This window comes from Candidatus Hadarchaeales archaeon (assembly GCA_038736355.1).
Taxonomy (GTDB): domain Archaea; phylum Hadarchaeota; class Hadarchaeia; order Hadarchaeales; family WYZ-LMO6; genus WYZ-LMO6.
On the sequence record JAVYML010000001.1, the window covers coordinates 166,144 to 186,328 of the forward strand.

Annotated in this window: 21 protein-coding genes; 4 read left to right on the forward strand and 17 right to left on the reverse strand. The window is 56.2% G+C overall.

Annotation, left to right across the window (positions count from 1 at the left end):
- Positions 1–24: 24 nt before the first annotated feature.
- The 11 genes from malQ to QXG22_00715 all read right to left on the reverse strand — a co-directional run bounded on the left by malQ (position 25) and on the right by QXG22_00715 (position 11,135).
- Entirely contained in the window at positions 25–1,545 is a 1,521-nt protein-coding gene (gene malQ, locus QXG22_00665; protein MEM0358513.1) for a 4-alpha-glucanotransferase, read from the reverse strand.
- Positions 1,497–2,099 (reverse strand): hypothetical protein, encoded by a 603-nt coding sequence (locus QXG22_00670; GenBank protein MEM0358514.1) that lies wholly within the window; start codon positions 2,097–2,099, stop codon positions 1,497–1,499. Before QXG22_00670 ends, malQ begins: the two co-directional genes overlap by 49 nt.
- A gap of 75 nt (positions 2,100–2,174) precedes the next feature.
- A complete protein-coding gene (locus QXG22_00675) occupies positions 2,175–2,672 on the reverse strand; it encodes a hypothetical protein (GenBank protein ID MEM0358515.1) in 498 nt (165 codons plus the stop codon).
- Positions 2,669–3,664 (reverse strand): DUF6114 domain-containing protein, encoded by a 996-nt coding sequence (locus tag QXG22_00680; GenBank protein ID MEM0358516.1) that lies wholly within the window; start codon positions 3,662–3,664, stop codon positions 2,669–2,671. The genes QXG22_00675 and QXG22_00680 overlap by 4 nt, the downstream gene beginning before the upstream one ends.
- Positions 3,664–4,137 carry a hypothetical protein gene (locus QXG22_00685; protein MEM0358517.1) on the reverse strand — a complete coding sequence of 158 codons (474 nt, stop codon included), beginning with the start codon at positions 4,135–4,137 and terminating at the stop codon, positions 3,664–3,666. Before QXG22_00685 ends, QXG22_00680 begins: the two co-directional genes overlap by 1 nt.
- Positions 4,134–4,949 carry a hypothetical protein gene (locus QXG22_00690; protein ID MEM0358518.1) on the reverse strand — a complete coding sequence of 272 codons (816 nt, stop codon included), beginning with the start codon at positions 4,947–4,949 and terminating at the stop codon, positions 4,134–4,136. Before QXG22_00690 ends, QXG22_00685 begins: the two co-directional genes overlap by 4 nt.
- A gap of 221 nt (positions 4,950–5,170) precedes the next feature.
- Positions 5,171–5,986 carry a matrixin family metalloprotease gene (locus QXG22_00695; GenBank protein MEM0358519.1) on the reverse strand — a complete coding sequence of 272 codons (816 nt, stop codon included), beginning with the start codon at positions 5,984–5,986 and terminating at the stop codon, positions 5,171–5,173.
- Between the two features lie 84 nt (positions 5,987–6,070).
- Positions 6,071–7,192 carry a DUF5305 family protein gene (locus QXG22_00700; GenBank protein ID MEM0358520.1) on the reverse strand — a complete coding sequence of 374 codons (1,122 nt, stop codon included), beginning with the start codon at positions 7,190–7,192 and terminating at the stop codon, positions 6,071–6,073.
- On the reverse strand, positions 7,165–9,063 hold the full coding sequence (locus tag QXG22_00705) for a signal peptidase I (GenBank protein ID MEM0358521.1): 1,899 nt from the start codon (positions 9,061–9,063) through the stop codon (positions 7,165–7,167). Before QXG22_00705 ends, QXG22_00700 begins: the two co-directional genes overlap by 28 nt.
- A 65-nt stretch (positions 9,064–9,128) precedes the next feature.
- Positions 9,129–10,568, reverse strand: a complete 1,440-nt coding sequence (locus QXG22_00710) for a hypothetical protein (protein ID MEM0358522.1) — start codon at positions 10,566–10,568, stop codon at positions 9,129–9,131.
- Positions 10,569–10,595: 27 nt separating this feature from the next.
- Positions 10,596–11,135, reverse strand: a complete 540-nt coding sequence (locus QXG22_00715) for a hypothetical protein (GenBank protein MEM0358523.1) — start codon at positions 11,133–11,135, stop codon at positions 10,596–10,598.
- 227 nt (positions 11,136–11,362) lie between these two features.
- On the opposite strand from QXG22_00715, the gene QXG22_00720 reads away from it, so the two are divergent.
- The gene (locus QXG22_00720; protein ID MEM0358524.1) at positions 11,363–11,617 is read left to right on the forward strand and encodes a hypothetical protein; all 255 of its coding nucleotides are present in this window, start codon (positions 11,363–11,365) and stop codon (positions 11,615–11,617) included.
- Here the strand turns inward: QXG22_00720 and QXG22_00725 are convergent, their stop codons facing one another.
- Positions 11,618–11,881 carry a winged helix-turn-helix domain-containing protein gene (locus QXG22_00725; protein ID MEM0358525.1) on the reverse strand — a complete coding sequence of 88 codons (264 nt, stop codon included), beginning with the start codon at positions 11,879–11,881 and terminating at the stop codon, positions 11,618–11,620.
- A 207-nt stretch (positions 11,882–12,088) separates the two neighbouring features.
- On the opposite strand from QXG22_00725, the gene QXG22_00730 reads away from it, so the two are divergent.
- Together QXG22_00730 and tpiA are read left to right on the forward strand one after the other, a co-directional pair.
- Entirely contained in the window at positions 12,089–13,174 is a 1,086-nt protein-coding gene (locus QXG22_00730; GenBank protein MEM0358526.1) for a V4R domain-containing protein, read from the forward strand.
- A 30-nt stretch (positions 13,175–13,204) separates the two neighbouring features.
- The gene (tpiA, locus tag QXG22_00735; GenBank protein MEM0358527.1) at positions 13,205–13,882 is read left to right on the forward strand and encodes a triose-phosphate isomerase; all 678 of its coding nucleotides are present in this window, start codon (positions 13,205–13,207) and stop codon (positions 13,880–13,882) included.
- Here the strand turns inward: tpiA and QXG22_00740 are convergent.
- The 5 genes from QXG22_00740 to QXG22_00760 are packed head-to-tail and all read right to left on the reverse strand — an operon-like array spanning position 13,879 to position 18,750.
- Positions 13,879–15,519, reverse strand: a complete 1,641-nt coding sequence (locus QXG22_00740; GenBank protein MEM0358528.1) for a helicase-related protein — start codon at positions 15,517–15,519, stop codon at positions 13,879–13,881. The genes tpiA and QXG22_00740 overlap by 4 nt on opposite strands.
- Positions 15,507–15,899: a hypothetical protein gene (locus QXG22_00745; GenBank protein ID MEM0358529.1), complete on the reverse strand. Its 393-nt coding sequence runs from the start codon at positions 15,897–15,899 to the stop codon at positions 15,507–15,509. The genes QXG22_00740 and QXG22_00745 overlap by 13 nt, the downstream gene beginning before the upstream one ends.
- A 21-nt stretch (positions 15,900–15,920) precedes the next feature.
- A complete protein-coding gene (locus QXG22_00750) occupies positions 15,921–16,601 on the reverse strand; it encodes a polysaccharide deacetylase family protein (protein MEM0358530.1) in 681 nt (226 codons plus the stop codon).
- A 5-nt stretch (positions 16,602–16,606) separates the two neighbouring features.
- The gene (locus tag QXG22_00755) at positions 16,607–17,713 is read right to left on the reverse strand and encodes a glycosyltransferase family 4 protein (GenBank protein ID MEM0358531.1); all 1,107 of its coding nucleotides are present in this window, start codon (positions 17,711–17,713) and stop codon (positions 16,607–16,609) included.
- Positions 17,714–17,742: 29 nt separating this feature from the next.
- Positions 17,743–18,750 carry a flippase-like domain-containing protein gene (locus QXG22_00760; GenBank protein ID MEM0358532.1) on the reverse strand — a complete coding sequence of 336 codons (1,008 nt, stop codon included), beginning with the start codon at positions 18,748–18,750 and terminating at the stop codon, positions 17,743–17,745.
- Between the two features lie 38 nt (positions 18,751–18,788).
- Here QXG22_00760 and QXG22_00765 point away from each other — a divergent pair, with 38 nt between their 5' ends.
- Positions 18,789–20,177, forward strand: coding sequence for a radical SAM protein (locus QXG22_00765; GenBank protein ID MEM0358533.1), 1,389 nt, complete (start codon positions 18,789–18,791; stop codon positions 20,175–20,177).
- Positions 20,178–20,185 lie beyond the last annotated feature (8 nt).

Sequence of the window (20,185 nt, forward strand, 5' to 3'; positions counted from 1 at the left end):
CTTTTCTTTCTTTTCCCGGAAAGATCATGCCCTCCCATAGAGCTCGGTCAGCTCGACCAGCCGCTCCACCGCCTCAACCGTGAGTAGCCAGGGTTCCACCCTCCATTCCCAGTTTCCCTCCGCCCTTCCTGGGGTATTCATCCTGGCTTCCTTTCCCAGTCCCAGCACATCTTGGAGGGGTAGGACGGCGAGTTCGGCAACGGAACCTAGCGCTAGCCTCATGAACTCCACATGAACTTCCTCCGCCCGCACCTCCCTCCCCACGTACTTGAAGAATCTCCTCTTCACCTCCGGAGTGGCCTCCTCCTCGAACCACCCCCTCACCGTGTTGTTGTCGTGTGTACCCGTGTAAACCACACAATCTTTCCGGTGATTATGGGGAGCATGGATATTGGAGGGGAGGTCCTCACCGAAGGCGAACTGAAGCACCCTCATCCCCGGGAGACCTAGTTTTTCCCTGAGCTCCACCACCTCCTCCGTGATGGTTCCTAGGTCCTCGGCTATGAGGGAGAGGAAACCAAGCTTCCTTCTAGTTTCCTTGAAAAGTTCTTCCCCAGGTCCCTCCACCCACTCCCCCCTTTCGGCAGTTTTCTCACCAGCGGGGACCTCCCAATGGGCTACGAAGCCCCTGAAATGATCCACCCTCACCAGATCGAACATCCGCTGGGCGTGCTCCATTCTCCTCACCCACCATTCGTATCCCCCCTCCTCCATCCTCTTCCAGTTGTAAACTGGCTGTCCCCAAAGCTGACCCGTGGGGCTGAAGTAGTCAGGGGGTACCCCTGAGACAAAAAGAGGTTTTCCTTCTTTGTCCAGCTTAAAGAACTCCTTGTGAACCCAAACGTCCGTACTGTGATGGTCCAAGTAGAAGGGGAGATCACCCACCAACCTGATCCCCCTCCTATGGCAGTACTTCCTGAGTTCTTCCCATTGCCTGTAGAAGAGGTACTGGAGAAACTTCTCCTTCTCCACCTCCTCCTTCAGCTCCTCACCCGCCTTTTCAAGGGCTTCCCCTTCCCTGTTCCTTAGCCCCTCCGGCCAATCCGTCCATGGTTTACCCAGCCTCTTGGAAAGAGCCGTGAAGAGGGAATAGTCCTCCAGCCACCATGAGTTCCCGGCGCAGAACTCCTCGAAACCCTCCGCTCCCTTCTTTCTGAAGCTTCTGTAAGCCCTTTCGAAAAGCTTCTGTTTATAGGAAAGGACTGAGGGGTAATCCACCCGATGGTGGGGAAGGGGAGGGGGGAGGGCCTCCTCCCGCGTGAGCCATCCTTCCTTCACCATCTCCTCGGGACTCAGGAGGAGAACATTCCCAGCGAAGGCGGAGGAAGGGTGGTAGGGTGAGTTTCCGGAAGAGGGGGGAAGAAGGGGGAGGAACTGCCAGTACTTCTGTTCCGCCTCGCAGAGGAAGTCGGCGAACGCCCTCGCCCAAGGACCCAGATCACCTATCCCGTGGGGAGAAGGTAAGGAGGTGAAGTGTAGGAGGATACCGCTCGCCCTCATCCTTCCTTCCTCCTGCACCTCCCTGAAACCGGACAGGGAGTGCACCTTTTTCTCTTACAGTACTCCAAACCCAGTCTGACCAGTTTGGGCTCCAGCTCCTTCATCTTCTTCTCACCCTTTATCCCAAGTCTCTCCGCCACCTCCCTGGCCAGGGGAGAAAGGGGGGGATCGGCCTTCTCCCATATTCCCCTGAGTTCCCTGAGGAAGATGCTGGCAGTGGTGGGACCTATCCCCCTAAACTCCATGAGCCTCTTCATGAGATCCTCGGGATCCTTAGCCGAAGCGCAAAGCTTCTCCAATCCTCCCCTTTCCTTCAACTCCTTGCAGATCTCCAGCAATCTGTCAGCGGTGGAAAAGTCGTAGCGCACGTAGCCACCCTCGTCTAGGGCTTTGACCAATTTAGCCCATCCTGCCTCGAGTATTCTTTCGGGGGTGGTATACCCCCTGCGCTCGAACTCCCTGAAGGTCCTGAGGGCTATCTCCGCGGAAATCCTCTTGCCGAAGAGGATGGAAGCAAGGAACCACTTAAACCTATCTTCGGGTTTCCCAAGGTCTAGACCCAACTCCTCGGGATAACTTTTGAGGAGTCTTACATCCATACTTTTCTAAATAAATTGAAGTAAGGTGGGAAAAAGGGGTGGGGTAATCCCCACCCAAAAGGGAAAAAATCTGCTTCACTCGAAGTAGATGGACAGACCGGTATAGCCCAGCGAGCCAATAGACACATAGTAGATATCTGTTTCTAGGTCATCCATGGTACCGCCAGTGATGTTCTGTTGTAGTCCTCTGGGAGAAGGCTCCACCCACATCGTGACACCACTGAGGGTTCCGGTTTGGCTCAAGAGGTTCTTCGCTTTCATCAGCACGTTGATCAGGGTGGCATTGTCAAACTTTATTACCACATTGTCGAAGCCAGGTCCTAGACCCAGACGTCTCTTTACGATCTGACCCTGTGGACATTTCAACCTACCCACTCTCTGGGTCACGACGTTAATAGAACTCCCGGTATTCTGGTAGGTATCCCCATACATCTCTACGTTCTCCAGTTCGGCCTTAGGGACTTTGATGTAAATGGTTCCACCCGTGAAACCCCAGACGACATCGGATGCCGCCATGGCTCCCAGCAGGGCCAACATTGCTACCAGTCCGCCCACTGCTATCTTCCAGTTCATGCTTTACCCCCTTCTTTCTCCCTTCCCCTCCATCCAGCCAGCTCGACCCCTCGGTTTGGGGTTTCTTCTCTGGTGTCTGAGGAAGGGGCAAGCGAGCGCAAGAGGTTTTCCACCGCCTTTTCTAGCCCACTTCCACCCGTCCCAACTTCACCTTTGACCTCTAAGGGTTGGCTCGTCTCTTCGGGTACAACCTCAAGCGTGGGCTCGAACACACGGCTTTCCAATTTCTCTGAGGGTGACCAAGAGTAGGAGCAAGCCCCAGCCAAGACCGCAAGTACACTCCCCAATGCCATTCCTCCGAAACATGTGAACCAAGAAAGGAAGCCCACGAAGGGAAAGATCAATCCCACGGCCTTGGTCGCCCCCTCCCTCGGATAAGCGAGGAGGAAGAGGGAGAGGAGGATCAAACTTCCGGCGGTGGCAAGGGTCTTCATCTCGTGGAACCAGAGGTCTGGATAGGGCAAGAGGGGATAAACACAACAAAAGGCCGCGAGGATACCCAAGTAAACGCCCCAGAAGGGCTTGTTCGCCCTAAGCCTCCTCCACCTCTCCCTGAAGAGGAAGTAACCCGCCGTGGGGGGGAGCACTATCGCCAAGGAAACAAAGGGGACTATCTCAATGGTAGAAACAAGGGCGAAAAGGAAGGAAGGCGGAGGGAAAGGAACCAGCTTGAGAACCAGGAGGAGGAGATAGAGGAGGAGCCCGAAGACTATCCCTATTCCCAAGAGAGAACCCAAAACTACGTTCGGAACTCTCTCGAGCGGAATGAGGCCTGCCTCTATTCCATCCACCACCACCGTTCCAAGCAAAAGTACGGTAAAGAGAAAGACGGTGGAAACTACGGCTAGCGTGAAGGTAGCAAGATTATACACCAGTATGTAGAGAACCCATGAGAAAATGCTTAGGAGCAGGAAAAGGGGAAGAACCAATCTCCTTTTATCCCAGAGATTGAAGAATCCCAAACCGATATTTTCCATCCTAGAACCAACCATCACCTAATCACCACCCTGAGGTTCTCAAAATCCAAGGATTTCATCGAAGACCAGTACACATCCATCTCCACATCATCCAAGGTAACAGGCACTCCAAGGATCATGGGAATGGATTCCAAAAGATGGGTCAATGCCGTCCATAGCACGGAGGTAATGGTTACCCACATTTCCATGTTATCGGTGTAACCATGGGGGAGATACATCACGCGATTTCCATAAATCACCCTGACGTTTTCCATCGTGACGTTCTCTGCCTTTATATATCCTGCTATGAGCCCAAGAAGGCCGAAAAGTCCGCCCTCTATGTTCGTACATGTCATGGTTATCCTGTCAGCCTTGATGGTGAAGGTGCGCCCTGGATCCCCGGCTGCCGGGGCCAAACACAAGGAAAACACTGAAACGAAGAGAACCGCACTGAGAAGGAAGACGGATCCCCGGATCATCCCTTTCCCCGCCATTTTAGACCCCCTCATGTGCTCCTCATCTCCACCCCGTTCATCCTGCCACCAGTGGCCTTCATCGACACTATGTGCATGGTGACGTTACGGAAGGTCGTGGGGTCCCTCAGGAGCCTTATCGTGAAAGGAGGTGAGTCCTTCCCCTTCCAGCCCGACTGAACGCGCATGCCAAAGGCACTGCCGGTCCCCTTCATGTAGGTAACATAAGCCTCGAAGTTATCCATCTCCAGGGAAGAAGTTCCCAATCCCATCCCTCCCACCAGCAGATCCTGTCCGGAGATTCTCGCCTTTCTCGCGGTGATGCGGGTGCACTGTACTCCTTGGTACTCCACCGGTCCCTCGATTTGATAATCCCAAAGGGTAACTTCGCTTACCTTTACCCCCGCCTCACCGGCGGCCGTGGGAGGTTCGGGTGGCGGCGGCATAGTTATCATCACGACCGCCGGTGAGACGAGGAACCAAATCCCAAGAACGATGATGATGAAGACTATGACGACGAAGAGGGCGAGAAGGGCATAGCGCAGGCCGAGCAGGAAGGCGGAGGGTAGGGAAAAGACGATCATGAGAAAAACGAGGAAGCCCACGAGGGGCCAGAGAGACCACGAAGGGAGATTGGAAAAGAAGATTAGATAAAGGATCAAGGCAAGCATCACTATGTCGAAGATAAGCCTGTGCCTGTTCACCCTCATCCAGAGGGAGACGTTAAAGCCGAAGAACTTCGCCCAAGCCTTCTCATAAGCCTCCCTCAGCTTCCTGAGTCTCTTCTCCTCCTCGGGCGTGGGTGGGGTTGGCGGTAGCTCGGGAGGAGGGGGAACCGCCCTCTCCAACCTCCACAAAAGTTCCTCTTCCCACGTTTTTCCGCTCGGAGCTTTCCCCCAGTTTCCCGGATCAACCAATTTTCACCCACCCCTCCAAGCTTCACGGGACTCGGCCATCGAGTCCCGGAAAAGGTTTCATGAGTATCCATAAAAGCGACTACTGAAGTTTGTTCTGGAAAATTGGTCGGGTTCAAGAGCCACCGCGACGAGGTTTAATCTCTTCCCGTCACCTAGGACCCGTAAATAGCCTGAGCCCCAGCTACGTCTCCGGGCTCCAAGGAAACCTTGTGGGTCTCTCCGAAGTTCGCATAGCCGTACATGGTCATGGCCCAGTAAGGCTCATCATAAAGATCGTCGAGGCCTGTGAAGTGTCCCACCTCGTGGGTGGCTATGTCTTGGAGGTCGAAGGCTCCGCTCAACTGATAGACCGTTCCCTCGCCGTCGGGATCTATCCCCCATCTGTAGTAGGAGTTGAACACTATGTCCGCATCTACGAGCTCTCCCGTATCCGTGAGGTACCAAAGGTAGGTGACCGCCACCACTCCCCTCTGCAACCTCCCCCAGGTCACCACGTTCCTGTAATCCGGACGCTTTGTACTGACATTTGCCAATCTGCTCACGGTTACTACATTGTTGTACAGCTCCAATCCCACTGCCTCATCCCAGTTCTCGAAAGCCCTCCGGATGGCCCCCACCACCTCGCTTTCCTTCAACCCATAGAACCTAACTGCCACCGTGGGGTTTACCGTGTAGGGGACTCCACCGGGATATTTGGAGCAATCCCACCTAACACCCAAGAGAGCATAGGCATCCACGGCCCCATCGTTATCCGGATCCCCAATTTCCACCACCTCCGAGGGCTCAGAGAGTCCTTCCCCCACATACCGGATAAGGACCATCCTGCTCAGCTTCCCGAAGTGGTCCACGACCTTGTGCTTCCCCATCCACTTCGCCGGGAAGATGTCTTCCTCCGGAGAAGCGGTCAAGGCAGGAAGGGGAAGGACCAACAAGAGGAAAAGGACTAGGACACCCGCTAAAACCTTCATCGAGTTTTAAGTCGATAACGGGTCATATAAGGTTTGTGATAAGTCTGCTTTTTCTTCAAGAGCCAGCGCGTGTTGAAAGGGGCATTACTTCTTTATTACCATACCCCCCAACGCTTTCACCCGATGCTCATACCTCACGGATCCATCCATGACCAGGAAGAGATGTTCCTCACCGTCTGGGGAGGGAAGCCTCACGTGAAGGATGGGCTTCACCAGCCCCTCTGCGATCTTGGCCAAATCTTCCATCCTTCCCACCCTCACCGTGGTTCCACCCTCAGGAACCTTCGGCTCCTCCGAGAGCTCCACCACCAGCTCCCTGAGGGGTTCCACCAGCTCTTCTACCTTTTTGGGTTTCTCGATCGAGAAATAGGCCCAGCCCGTGAGAAGGGTGCCCACCAAAGCGAAACCCAGCAAGAGGTAGGAGATCCTCCGTAGGGTCCCTATTTCTCCCCTCCAGAGGATCTCAGAGTGGGTGAGTACTCCCTCCTTTTTCTCCTCCAGCCCTTCTGCCGTGAGGTACTCTCCCTTGCTAGGATCCCTCACGAAGTGAAGGGTGAGCTGGGGGGAGAAAGTTTCATCCACCCTGCCCCTTCCCGTCTGGGCCACCGTACGAACCGAAGTCTTCACGCGCACATCGTAGTTGCGGGCTGAGACTCCCGTCTCCGAGCTTATCACCTTCACCCTCTCCTCCACCCAAGAAGGATCGAGAACCAAACCGAAGGAAAAGGCCAGGGTTTTCCCCGAGGCCTGGACCGAGTTCTCCAACCAGGGGTAACTTTTGCTCCAAGCCGGGGTGGAGAGTACCACTTCCACCCGATAGGAGGAAGAAAGATTGCCCTCCTCCGTGGAGAGGAAGAGATAGTTGAAGGTGAGAGTGAGGTACTCCAACAAGGGTAGGTAAATCGTCCCCTCCCCGGTCGAGAGTTCCAGCCTGTTATCGTAAAGCTCGTTGGGCTTCAGATGGGCCACGTAACCATAGTTCCCGCGGTGCTGGTAAGAGAGGAGGACCTGAGTCCGGTTCTCCCTTTCTGGTCGGGAGTGGGAGTAACCCAGGAGCAGGACGGAACCAAGCAGCAGGAACAGGAAGACCAGGAAAGGGAAGGGGGTTTTCCCCAATCTCTTTAGGAAACGAAGCTTCACCACCTTTTTCATCCTCTCCCTCCTTAAATAAACTGTCCTCAAGTCCTCCCCAAGCAGGACCAGCACACGTCCTTTATGCTCATGGAGATGGTGAAGTCACAGGAACAGGAAAAGCTCTTCAGCTTCACCACGGCGATAAGGCTCTGACAGGGGTGGAGCTGGATGGGGGGTTTGAGACAACAGGAATCCATCCAGCAACAAGTCCTCTCGTCCGGGCCGTCACATCCATCTCCGCAGAGGAGGTCCTTCCACCAGCAGCAGTCCCCCTGCTGGCAACCATCTCCGTAGGGGCCAAAGAACCATTCGTAAGTCTTGAAGTCTTTCCCCGAAAACTGGTACTGGAAGCCCTGGAAGAAGATGGGCACGGTCCCCGTGTTGTGAATCTTGAGCACTACCCACACCGTATCGCAAGGATAGGTATACCAGTAGTGCAAGTAGAGGGTGCGGTTGTCCTCCGAACGCCAAGAGTTCACCTGACAGCACGGGAAGCTCCAGACCTTGTAACACTCTATCTCCGACTTCCAAGTTCCCGTCTCCACCGTGCCCGACACGTAGAGGGGCTCGCTCCAGTGGGCGTAGGCTATTCCTCCCACCGAGAGGAAGAGCATTAGAAAGACGAGGGGAGTGCCCCACCGCCGGGAGGACACCTCCTTACCCAGCCCCCACCTCACCTTGCGCCCCCTGTACCTGCGGCCAAGGAAGACCGGCACCGCGAGGAGAGGCAGCGAAAGCACGAGGGCGGTGTGCTCTCTCACGAAAGACCATAGGCCAACCATCACCCCCTTCACTCCAAGAATGGCCCATCCCACCTTGGGAATCCGCATAATCACTTTCCCCATCAGCTGGGAAGAGGAAACGGGTGTGGGGTCGGGAGAGGAGTTGGCATCCCCCTTGGTAATGAAGGACCAGCTCCCCCCCTCCTGCCTTACCTCCACCACCCTGTGGATCACCGCTTCTCCTCCCCGGACAAACTGGATTACGTCCCCAGGCCTCACTGAAGAGGGGGAAACCTCCCTCACCACTGCCACATCCCCCACCTCCAGGCTCGGACTCATGCTCCCGCTGAGAACGGTGGTCACCCGAAGGCCTAAGAGGCCCGTGGAGGCCCACACCATCACCACGCAGAGGACCGAGGCTATGACCAGGCCACGCGTCTGGGATTCTCTTGCCTTGAAGCCAACCTGTGAGGTGAAACCCAACCTTCGCAGGGTGAAGGGTGGGGTGTACAAGTTGATGGAGAAGAATCCCGCCGTGGGGATCATCACCCCCACCAGGGCCTCCACCGCCCAGGAGAGGCGGGGGAGAATCGGGCAGAACCACCAGAAAGCGGTGAGGGGGAGGCGGTATGCCAGGGAAGCCACCGGCCCGCCCAGGAAAGCCAGGTAGGTGGCTAGGAGGTTCTCCGCCACCAGGGGCAAAAAGCCCGTCCCTAGGAACTTGGTCGTGGCGAGGGGGGTGCGGAGCCCCAGCAGCTTGGCCGTGGAAATGCCAAGGAAAGCGTAAAAGAGGGTGACCGACCCCAAGGTGAGGAAGGGTCTACCCCTGCCGAGGTTCTTCACCAGGTAGGACCTGGAGAGTTCCATCCCCAGCAGGGTGGAGAGAACCAAGAAAGAATTGGTGAGGAGGGAAAGGGGGGCGAAGGAGTAGGGACTCCTCCCAAAGCCCATGAAGAAGCCCAAGTTCAGGAGGACCAGCACGTAGAGGATGGAAACGCTTGCGGCTGCCAGGGAGACCGGGGCGTTGAACCAGGACCTTATCCTGTCCAGGCCGCAGGCCCAGAAAGCGACCAGGGCCAGGGTGCCCCAACAGACGGAGGGGAGGAAGTAGGCCATCCATCCCCTGGCCGGGAAGAGGTTCAGGAAGAGGTAGTTGAAGAGGGCCAGGACTAGGATGACCGCCGCCTTCCTTTCCGCCTTCCAGCCTGTTTTCATCCCCATCACGTTTTGAGCGCGATTTTTTCAAAAATTAAAAAACAAAAAAATTTGGTTAGGGTTTCTCCGTTCTATACTGTATAGGTCACCTGAACTTCGACCCAGTCGTGCAATGTGGGGTAATAGGGAGAGCTACTCTGGGCTTGGAACCTGACCCTTAAGTTGTTGACCTCGCTAGCAGTGTTTATACTATAGGGGTTGACATACAGGTTAAGCGTCACAATGTTGTCCACGCCTGCGGGTGGTAGACTCAATGAGATATTCCCTCCTCTCTGCGAAGCGCCAACGTAGATTTGCAACCTAGCATTCGTCACGCCCGTACTCGGGCGCTGCCATTCGAACTTGAGCACTACACTTTGTACTGTGGCTCCCGCTGGGATGTTCTCGAACTCGAAATCGAGATAGTCATCCCACCCCGAGGGATTCCATCCTGCATAGGGAACTCCCGTCAGAGTTATGTATCGATCGTCGTCGCTGGCCGTTAGCTTGGCCAGATTATCGGATGAAAGGGGCACGGGCCCATCGGTGGCGTCCACCGCGTAATTGGGATGCAGGTTCACCGAGATGATTGGGGATTCTATCACCAACGTCACGTCCACCGTCTGCGGACTGTTCGTCGCGTTCGGGGCCGAAACCGTGATCGTGGCGTGGTAGGTCCCCGCTGTGAGCCCGGTGATGTCCACGCTAACCGTTATGTTCTCAGAAGCCCCGGCCGCCAGGGCTCCGCTCGTCGGATTGAGCGAAAGCCAGGTAGCGTCGTCCGTGGCCGTCCAGCAGAGCGTTCCCCCGCCTGTGTTGGAAATGGTCACTGTCTGCGGCGGAGGATTGGGCCCTCCAGCCGTGGCTTGGAAAGTCAGGCTCTGGGGAGAAAGTCCTATGGTGGGCTTGTACTCGGAGAAGTTCCACTGCACGGCCACCAGTTGGATGGTGAAGTGCAGTGAAGCTCCCCTGGGCGCACCCTGCAGGACGTGAACCCAGAAGCTCGTCTGAGGTGAATCTTTTCCGGGCTCAAGCTGAACGCCAAAGATGTTGGCCCTCCACCATATCTCCAAGTCATTCTCTCCATCGTTGTTGAGATCCAGCCTGACCTTCGTGTCATAGTCCATCACCACGGTCCCGTTGATGATGGCCTTTTCAATGATCAGGGGCACCGTTCCCGTGTTCTTCATGTAAACACTTATGGAGTTGAAGTAGCTGGGGTACACATTGTTCAAGGTCACCTCGATGATATGAGGATCTTTTATCACCGCCGTGGTGTAACCCACATCCTTGTCTCCCTGCCAGGAATAGGGCTCAGGCCCCTCGAAGTTGTCCCGGCAATGGTAGTCCCTCACACTGTCGGGGGGGCCTGGGTCAGAGTGTTTCACGTCGGTAAACCGCCAGTCCAGCGACCCCGTGGCCACGCTACCCGTGAGGAGGAGGGACTCCGACCAGTGGGCGAAGGCCACACCGGTCAGGAGCATCCCTGCCACCAGCAGCACCGGTAACACCGCTAGCCTCGCATCCCTCATTTCCACACCTTCCTATGGTTGCGGTGGTTACGGGGCTCGGTAGTAGTTCCACTGTACCACGTCGATGGTTACGCTGAAGGTGTAGGTTGTGTTCTCCTCTGCGTCCTCGTCCAGGTGCACGTGCAATACCCCATAGGCCTTTTGGCACTGGTGGAGCTGCGTGCCCACCTCAATCCTGTTCTCATTTGGGTGGTCGTTATCCGCAATTATCTCCAACGTGGTGTTGTCCGGCAGATTTCCACGCCCGTATGTTATACTCTGTATCCTCAGGGGTACACTGCCCACACAGTGAAGGTCTATGGGCAGGTAGTAGTGGATGCACGGGTAGGCGTGGCTGATGGTCACCGTTATGGTGTTTTTGTCCTGCGAGAGTGAGCCAGTGATGAAGCTGACATTCTTACACTCGGGCTCACTGTCCCAACCCTCGCCCACGCTCAGCTCGGCATCGAAGGTTCCCGTGTTGACCGTACCGTTGATGTACAGAGTGTCGGTCCAGTGGGCAAAGGCCACTCCGGTCATGGCCAGAGCCACCATCAAAGCTCCAAACATTGCCATTGCTGTCCTCATCTTCTATCACCTCCTTTTCTCCATAGGGGCTATCATCGGTCGATCCACGAAGGGACCTCCCTTTAACGGGGGCTCCCCTTTTAGTCCCCCGGGCCTTTCCGGTTTTCCGGCCATGCCAAAAAGAAACTGAGACCCCGGGATAAAGGCGCCTACTGAAAATAGTTCTGGCGTCTTTTTCTGGCGCTCAATTCAGTCTTCTTTTAAGTTTTCCCTCCGCCAGCTCCTTCGTGTCTGGATTTGAGGAATCCTTCGAGGAGATCAAGAAGAAACTGGGGGGGAAGCGGGGTGAGGAACTTGCGGAGGAGATCCTCGGAATCCTGAGCGATGGAACTTCTCATTCCCTCAAGGAGCTGGTAGAACTCACGAAGACCTCCAAGGAAAGTGTAAAAACCGTGCTGAATCTTCTGGAGGAGATGGGTTTCGTAGAAAGGGAGTACAGGTTAACGGAGTTCGGAAGAAGGGTGCTCTTGCCCCAGGAGTGATCAACAGAACATCTTCCTGAGTTCCCTCAGCTTCTTCAGCACCTTCATCCCTTCTTCCGTAGTCTGGTAGACCTTTCGACCTTCCCCCTCTCCGTTGGTTTTCACCGCCAGTAAGCCTCTTCCCACGAGTTCGTCTATGTACTTCTGGGCCAGACCAAAACCCAGATTGGTCCGGTAAGCTATCCCCGTCTTCGTCATCTCCCCCACACATGCCAGCTCCAGAATCTCGCCTATGATCTCCAGCCTGTTCCTTCTTCCCCTCATCTAGGTTATTTTGTGCTCACACGCCCCTCCTAAAAATACCTCGTGACTCTTTTCCCTAAGACCGTAACACAGTAACACATTTTCGAAACATCATACCTTTTTCGTTCTTCCCTCTCTCTTTTCCCCCTTTCTCCTCCGTTCAATGTTTTTGTGTAATACCAAATTGTTTAAATAGCGGGACAAGAAGTTATCAAGTGGGAAGAAGGGATGAAGGTGGGGGGGCCTAAATATCTACCCATAGGTGCCTATCTTCCTGGCAGAAAGATAGTTGAATACTTGGTCTTAACCGATGACCTGGTGAGCACCCTCGCTGAAATCACTTGGAGGGCCAAGGAAAAGGGAGTGGAAATCGTTGCCGGGAACCTCACCACCGATCCCCGCTCCCCCATCAAGCACTTCTCTTTCTTCGCCGATCTCACCAACTCCGAAATCACACCGGAGGAGCTGGAAAAGGAACTGACCAAAGTGGAGGGGGTAAAGGAGGTCCTCTCCCAGCCGGGGACTTCCCAGGGATTGGTGGTGGACAGGCTGCATTTCCCCCTCATGGTGATGGAGGAGAGGGCCATCACCCTAAGGGTGGAAACCTTTGGGGATCTCCTGCAAAACTTCAACCAAGTAGAAACCAACAAACTCGCCTTTTTCAGGATGGGAGTAAAGGCAGGGTTGAGGAAGGCTAGGAAGGTCATCCAACTGGGATTGAGTGGCATACAGGCCCTCGACTTCATCCTCACGGAAAGGATAGCCAAGGGTTGGGGTCTGCCCACCATCAAGAAGTTCAACGGAGATACGGTGGAGGTGGAGATGCAGGAACTCTTCGAGTGTCTCCCCTTCAAGGGGAAGGGAAAAGAGAGCAAGAGCCAGTTCTTTAGGGGGTATCTCTCGGGAGTGGTCTCCGGCCTCATAGGAAAGGAAGTGGTCATGGAGGAGACGAAGTGCATAGCCAAAGGGGACAAGTGCTGCTACTTCGTCTCCACTCCCGGTTCTCTCTCGGAGGTAGGCACCAGGCCCTCGGAAACTCCTCAGACGAGGGAGGAGCTCTTTTCCGTAATCAAGGAAATTTTTGGGGAAGACCTGAAGTTCAAGGCCTTGAAGTTCTTGGCCAGAAAGGAGGTGGCCTCCATCAGGGAGATAGCCAGGAAAATCAACATCGCCCCCAAGAACCTCACCCGCCACTTGGATTACCTCTTGCAGAAGGGAGTGATAGAAACCGTCTACAGCGGGAAAAACATCAAGCTCTACCGTCTTTCCTCAAAGGTGGAGGTACTGGGCAAGTTCCTGCGCAGCGACCTCTGAACTTTTTTATCCCAAGGTGGAAGGAAAAGGATGCTGAGGACCCCCCTGGTCATCGTGAACTTCAAGGCCTACGCCGAAGCGATGGGGAAAAGGGCCGTGGAACTCTCCAAGATCCTTTCCTCCGTGGCCAGGCGTGAGGATGTGTGCGTGGCCGTGGCCCCCCAAGCGCCCGACCTCAAAAGTGTGGCGGAGGTGGGACTTCCCGTCCTAGCCCAACATGTGGATCCCCTCACGCCTGGAGCCCACACGGGCTGGATCCTCCCGGAGGCCGTGAAAGAGGCTGGGGCGGTGGGTTCCCTTCTCAACCATTCTGAACATCCCCTGAGGGTGGAGGAGGTTGGGGCCTGTGTGAAGAGGCTGAGGGAACTGGGATTGGTGAGCGTGGTCTGCGCAGCCGATCCCGAGCTCTGCAGGAAGGTGGCCTCCCTCCGCCCAGACTTCGTGGCCGTGGAACCCCCAGAGTTGATAGGAACGGGAAGGGCGGTTTCGAAGGTGAGGCCGGAGGTGGTGAGCGAAGCCGTGGAACTGGTGAAGGAGGTGAATCCCTCGGTAAAGGTCCTTTGCGGGGCTGGCATCTCCACGGGGGAGGATGTGAGGAAGGCGCTGGAGCTGGGTGCGGAGGGGGTGCTCCTAGCTTCCAGCGTGGTGAAGGCCAAGGACTGGAAGGCTGCGGCGGAAGAGGTGATCAAGGGAATCAAGGGAGGTTAGCCCTCTTTCACCTCGAAGGGGAGGTCCCTTTTGGGATCGGAAAGTTCTTCTTCCGTCATAGGTTCGGGGGAAAGGGGAGAAAGGCGGAGGATGGGCTGGAGCCTGCGGTCGACCTCCCTCGCCAGGCTTTGCATGCGTTTGACCTTCCTGCGGGAAGAGAAGTGGGAGGCCATGTCGAACTTGGATTCCGAGAGGAGGATGACCACCCTCCCGAAGGAGAATCTCCCCGTCCTGCCTCTCCTCTGGATGTACCTTATCTCGGAAGGAACGGGCTCGTAAAAGACCACCAGATCCACGGAGGGGATGTCCAGTCCCTCTTCCGCTATGGAGGTCCCCACCAAGACCCTCGTCTCCCCCCTCCTGAACCTCCCAAGGACTTCCAGCTGCTCCCTCTGCTTCAAACCTGAATCGCTCGCCCTCCTCGACTGTCCCACGAACCTCTCCACCCCCACTCCGGGTAGGTTGCGGGAGAGATACTCCACCAACCTGGAAGCCGTGTCCCTGTACTGGGCAAAGACCAGCACCCTCGAAAGGGGGGAGGACTCGAGCTGTTTCTTCACTTCCCAAAGGAGTCTTTCCATCTTTGGATGCTCGGGCAGGGGTTCCTCGAGGATGGCCCTGAGCTTCCTGTACCTGGGATCCTTGAGAAGGAGGGAATAGGTCCTCCTCTCCCCGCTTCTTCCCTCCATCCTCTCGAAGAAGGAGAGGAGGGCGAAGGGACCCTGTGACTCGAGGAGCTCCAGCGCATGCGAAAGGGTGAGGGAAAGGGACTGGTATCTGAGGGCGGTGAAGAGGGGACCCTTCTCCCTAGCCGTCCCCAGTTTCTTCCTCAGTTCCTCCCCCAATCCCAGCAGGACCTTCCTCGTTACCCTGCTTGGGGGGACCCTCAGGTAACCGTGCTCCCAGAGCCATCTCACCTTCTCTTCCATCATCTCCTTCAGGAGGGAGGAAAGGGGTGAGTATTCCTGCGGTAGGGGGAGCCTGCATGGAACTACTTCCACAGGATAAACGTAAGGACTCACATCAGCATCCCATTCCGTCCTGTACTCCACATGCTCTATTCCGAGGGCCCTGCAAATGGCCTCCATCCTCTCCGGAGTGGAGCCCGGGGAGGCGGTGAGACCCAGGATGAGAGGATGCGGACACTCCTCGAGATACCTCTGGGCCACCAGCGTGTAGGCGTAATCCTTCACCGCCCTATGGCACTCATCGAAAACCAAGAGGATGAACTCCCTTAGCCTCAACCTTCCGGCCTCTACGTCGTTCCTCACCACTTCGGGAGTGGCGAAGAATACCCTTCCCTCCTTCCAGGCCCTCTCCCTTCTCTCCGGTTCCACCCTTCCCGTGAGCACCCTGAGCTCGGAGGGAAGGAGGCGGACGGAGAGGACGAAGCTGTGGGCATGCTGAATCACCAGGGGGCGGGTGGGAGCCATGATCAGGATCTTCCCCCTCCTATAGCGGTGAAGGAGGTGGACGGCCACCAAGACGAAGATCACCGTCTTGCCCAGCCCCGTAGGTAGGACTACCAGCGTGTTCCTTTTCACCGCTTCCCCCACTATTTCCTCCTGGTACTTCCTGTACCTGAGGACCCCGGGTCTGAGCAGGGGATGCTCGAAGAACTCCTTCACTTCCTGCATTTTCCCTTCCTCTCTAGCCAGGTGTCGAGGGGTTCCCCATCCCCCCGCTCCAGCCTGTAGCTCTCACCCCCACTCTTCCTGAGTTTCCCCAACTCACAAACCAGCGGGGAAGTCCTGCGGAAACCAAAACAGAGAAGGGGTTTGGCCCCCATTCCTTTGGCCTCCCTCTTCAGTTCCTCCACCTCTCGCAGGGGGATGTAGAGACGATCCCCCATGGTCTTCTTGCACGATACCAGGAACACGGGTTTTCCCCCCTTCGTGATGAGCAGATCGTAAACACCCAAGGAACTCCCCGATCTCTTCCATTCGTAACCCCAACGCTCGAACCTGTGGGCCACCCTGTACTCCCACCTCGTCCCCCTGCTCTTCGGGGTCACCATCTCTCAGAGTTTTCTCTTCTTCTATAAAGAAGGAAGCATCTCCGACAGGGTCACGAACTCAGCCCTTCTTCCCAACCAGAGAAGGAGCTCCCTGAGCCTGCGCAGGGAAACCTTACCCGTCGAAAACTTCAGGTCCCACCTCACCCCCTCCACCTCCACCGCTTCCCAAACATGGTAATCGAGCACGGTGAGGGGGAAATGACGCACACACCATCCCACGATCCTCCTCGAGAGGGAAAGGGGAAGACGGAGAATGGAAGAAGGTAGGGTGTTGGGGAACTCGGGGAGCTCGGGGAGCCTGAGTCCTGGATAGAACTTGTAGATCGCGAGGGAGGAATCGTAGGAATAACCCAAGCCCTTCACCTCCTCCAGCACTTGGGTAGTGGGCTTGAAGTTGGGGGCCCTGAAGCCCTTGGGCCTCCATCCCAGCCTCCTCATTTCCTCCGTGGCCTTCCTCACCCTCTCCCTTCCCTCCTCGGGGGAAAGGTGGTCCAGCCTCTCGTGCGAGAAGCCATGACATCCCACCTCTTCCCCCCTCATCTCCTTCGGAAGTTTCCTGGCGGCCTCGGCAGTACAGAAGAAGGTGGCCTTTACCCCCACTTCTTCCAGGAGTTCCAGGAGAGAGGGAAGACCTTCCTCCATTCCCCTCCAAGTGCTGAGGAAGGGAGGGGCATCTCCCTCCACATCCACCGTAAAGGCCACTTTCCTCAAGCGATCTCCTCGTAAAGACGAAGGGTTAACTCGGCCGTTTTTTCCCAAGTGAATTTCCTAGCCGTTTCCAAGCCACCACGGCGGAGGTTCTTGATCAGTGCACTATCGGAAAGGAGCTTGAGGAGGACCTCCTTCAGGGAGGAAGGGTTGCCGGGTTCGAAGAAGAGGCAGTTGTAGCCCTCCCTGGCGAACTCTAGGATACCGCCAGCCCTGGGACAGACCACTGGTGTTCCCACCGCCATGGCCTCCACCGCCGCCAGACCGAAGGCCTCCAAAGAAGAGGGAAGGACAAAAACATCCGCACCCGCCATGAGCTTGGCCACCTCCGGATAGGGAAGGCGGCCGAGCATCTTTACCCTACCCTTCAATCCCTCCCTCTCCACCTCCCTCCTCAACCTCCCCTCCTCCGGTCCTTCCCCTGCTATCACCAGCTTGACTCCGGGCACTTCCCTGCTCACTTCCTCGAAGGCTTTGAGGAGCAAGTAAGGTCCCTTCCTCTTCACCAACCTTATAGCCGTGGCCACCAACCTCTCTCCATCTCCCACACCCACCCTCCGCCTGAACTCCCTACCGTCCACTCCCTCATGGAAGAGGGAGAGATCCACACCGTTGGGGATTACCCTTATCTTCTCCTCCGGAACACCCAAGGAAAGACAGAACTCCTTGGAAGCCCCGCTCACCGCCACCACCCTGCTTGCCCGCTTGAGGAAGGAGGAGAGGGGTAGGTAGGCGGCCTTCCAGAATCCGGAGGAGGAATGGACGGAATGACAAGTGAGGACGGAAGGTATTCCTTTCCCCCGAGCAAAACGGGAAGCCGCCAAGGCAAGGGAGGAATACATGTCCACTCCATGCACCACCGAGAAGTCCCCCGAACGCAGATACCTCCGGAGCTCGGCGAAGGTGAAGGGGGAGAGGAAGCGATTTTTCACGGAAAAACCCTTCAAACCCCTCACCTCCACCCCCTCCCTCTCCTCCGCTCCTTCCCTCGTGAAGACCACCACCTCCACCCCCAGCTTGGAAAGGAAGGAACTCAGTTCAGCCGCATAGGTAGCCACCCCTCCTGTCAGGGGAGGGTATTCATCACCCACGAGCGCCACCCTCATCTTCCGCCTCCCGAAGAGGAGAGGTGAATTTAGCCTTTTTGACGTTTAAAGGAAGAAGGTCCTGCCAGACCGAGATAGGAAAGGGCCCCCGCCCCCACCAGCGTGCTCAGGAGGAGGGAAATGGTTCTCTCGAGCACCGTGGCCGCCACGGCCGTAGGCAGCGGCACCCTGAAGAAGGTGAAGACGGAGAGCATGGTGGCCTCCACCAGCACCAGCCCTCCCGGTAGGAAGGGGACTAGACCGGCTATGGTGGGGAGGGTGGTGGCCAGGAGGAGCATGGGGAGAGAGGGGTAGTATCCTAGGGAAAGGAAGATCAGGTAGAGCCTGAGGAGGTCCAAGGACCAGATGAAAAGGGAGAAGAGGAATAGGGAAAAAACACATCTCCAGTTGGAGAGCACGGAACTGGAGCTCCGGTACATCTCCCTAATGGAGGAGAATAAGTCCTTTTTCTTCCCCACCAACCTGCCCAAGCGATTCATCCATCTCCCCAACATCCTTGCCCCCACCTCCTTTTTCACCATTCCAAAGACTAGGGAAGGGGGGAAGAGGAGGAGGAAGAGCCATAGGAGGAAGAACCAGGGAAAGGAAAAGGGAAGGGAAACCCCAAACCAAAACCCGAACAGAAGGAAGGAAATCACGACGGGAAAATCGAAGAGATGATCCACCATCGTGGTGGAGATGGCGAAGGAATAGGGAATCCCCTTGAGCTTACCCAGCAAATAAACCCTTCCAAGGGGATCTGCTCCCCCCCTCAAGAAGGGGGTGATGTTGTTGATGAAGATGCTCCCCGAAAGGATCAAGTAGAGCTCTTTCAGGGTCACCCCAAAACCAAGATAGGAGAGGGAGACCCTCCATCTAAGGGCCCACAAGAAGATGCTTCCGAAGTATAGGGCCACCGCTGCCACAAACCATCGAATCCTCACCCTCCTGAGCATCCAAATCGCGGAGTAAAGGTCTTCCCTCCACCAAAGGAAGAGAAGGGAGAGGACCAGGAAGAGCAACAGGAAGAGGAGAACCCTTTTCCAGCTTTTTTTCATCCTCTCCATATTTATCTCATCCCTAAAAACTGAAGAGTATGGCATCCGTTCTTTTCATTTACCCCCCCATAAGCTTCGAGGAGAGGAGTGCCCTCTCCGCCTACGCTCCTCCCCTGGGAATCCTCTACTTGGCCTCCATTCTCCAAAGGGCTGGACACAGGGTACAGGTGATAGATGCCGAGGCCGAGCACCTTTCCCTAAAGGAGCTGGGGGAAAGGATCGAGGAAGCAAGACCGGATGTGGTGGGCCTAACCTGTTTGACCCTTACGCTGGATTCATGCAAGAAGATCGTGAGGGAGGTCAAGAAGAGGTCCAAGGCCTACGTGGTGGTGGGCGGACCCCACATTTCCGTTTCCCCTCCCGAATACCTGAAGGAGATAGGGGCGGATGCCTATGTGATGGGGGAGGCGGAGGAAGAGATCCTCAGGATCGTGGAGGAAAGGCCCTCCGGGATCCTGCAGGTGAAGGAGCCCCAGGACCTCGATTCCCTCCCCCTTCCGGCCAGGGAATTGGTGAAACACGTCGAGTACGGCCAATTCTACGGAATGAAGATGATGGGGAAGATCACGGGAATCCTGACCTCGAGGGGATGTAGATACGGTTGCACCTACTGCAACCGTCCCAAGAAGCTTGGCTTCCGCTCCCGCTCTCCCCAGCAGATCTTGGAGGAGCTGAAGGTACTGGATAGGGAAGGTTTCGATTCCATCTGGATTGCCGACGACAACTTCACCAACGATCCCAAGAGGGTGATCAAGCTGGCGGACCTCATGAAGAGGGAGGGTTTGAAGTTCCACTTCTTCGGTCAGGCGAGGGTGGACACACCCAGCAAGGCCCTCTACAAGGCCATGAGGGAGATGGGGGTGCTGGCCCTGAGCTACGGTGTGGAGTCGGTGGTGCCCAAGGTGGTGAAATGGTATGGCAAAACCCCCCATCCCGAGCGCTGGCCCTACTACGTGAGGCGCACCCTAGACCTCTGCAAGGAATACGACATCATCTTCCTGGGAAGCCTGATCTTCGGGGCTCCCGTAGAGACCAAGGAGGACATGATACGCTCGATCGAATTCTTGGAGAAGGGGGGGGCGGACTTCATCAACGGAAACATCCTTCTCTACATGGTGGGCTCGGCCATCTGGAACTGGGCTAGGAGGGAAGGAAAGCTGCGTCCGGACCAGTTCGTGGCCACCGCTCCCGAGCTGGGTCTCACCCCCTACTCGAAGGAGGAACTTCAGGAACTCTGCAACCGTTGCGCCGATTTCTCCAAGAGGGAGGGATGGAAGAGCGCCTTCAGGAAAATCCTGAGAAGGAAGGAGTTCGGGCTGATATGGATGGGTCTGAAGAAGTACGTGGGGGACTATCTGAAGATCAGGAAGGTCAGGAGGGAAATCTACGGGTATGGGTACGGAAAGAGATATACCACCAGGATATGAGGGGAAAG